Source organism: Undibacterium sp. TC9W (assembly GCF_049339865.1).
Lineage (GTDB): Bacteria > Pseudomonadota > Gammaproteobacteria > Burkholderiales > Burkholderiaceae_D > Undibacterium.
Genome location: NZ_JBMPPJ010000083.1, coordinates 1 through 370, shown reverse-complemented (window position 1 = coordinate 370; position 370 = coordinate 1). Strand labels below are relative to the sequence as shown.

Sequence of the window (370 nt, the reverse complement as noted above, 5' to 3'; positions counted from 1 at the left end):
TCGCCAGCTCTTTGGCCAGCGCCTGCAGTTTGCTTCTTTCCATTGCGTTTGTCGTCATTTTGGCAATTCCTCATTATAGGAGCTTCATCTGCCAGAATTACTTACACACTTTTATTTACAGGCTCAAATTTAGAATTTTGTATTTTTCGTATTCATAATTAAATAAACAGGAAACTTGACATGGCAAACACAGCAGCAGACATCCAAAAGCTTTACATCGCCTACTTCAACCGCCCAGCAGACCCAAATGGTCTGGCTTACTGGATGGCACAAGGCCTGACACTGAACCAAATCGCCGACAGCTTCTCCAAACAAGCAGAATACGCCACCGTATTCGCTGGTAAAACAACAGAAGACACCGTCAACACCA

At 44.1% G+C, this 370-nt stretch carries 1 pseudogene; it reads left to right on the top strand.

Features of this window, described 5'->3' with window-relative positions:
* Positions 1-180: 180 nt before the first annotated feature.
* Positions 181-370: pseudogene (locus ACO0LN_RS30335) on the top strand (hypothetical protein); the annotation flags it as partial.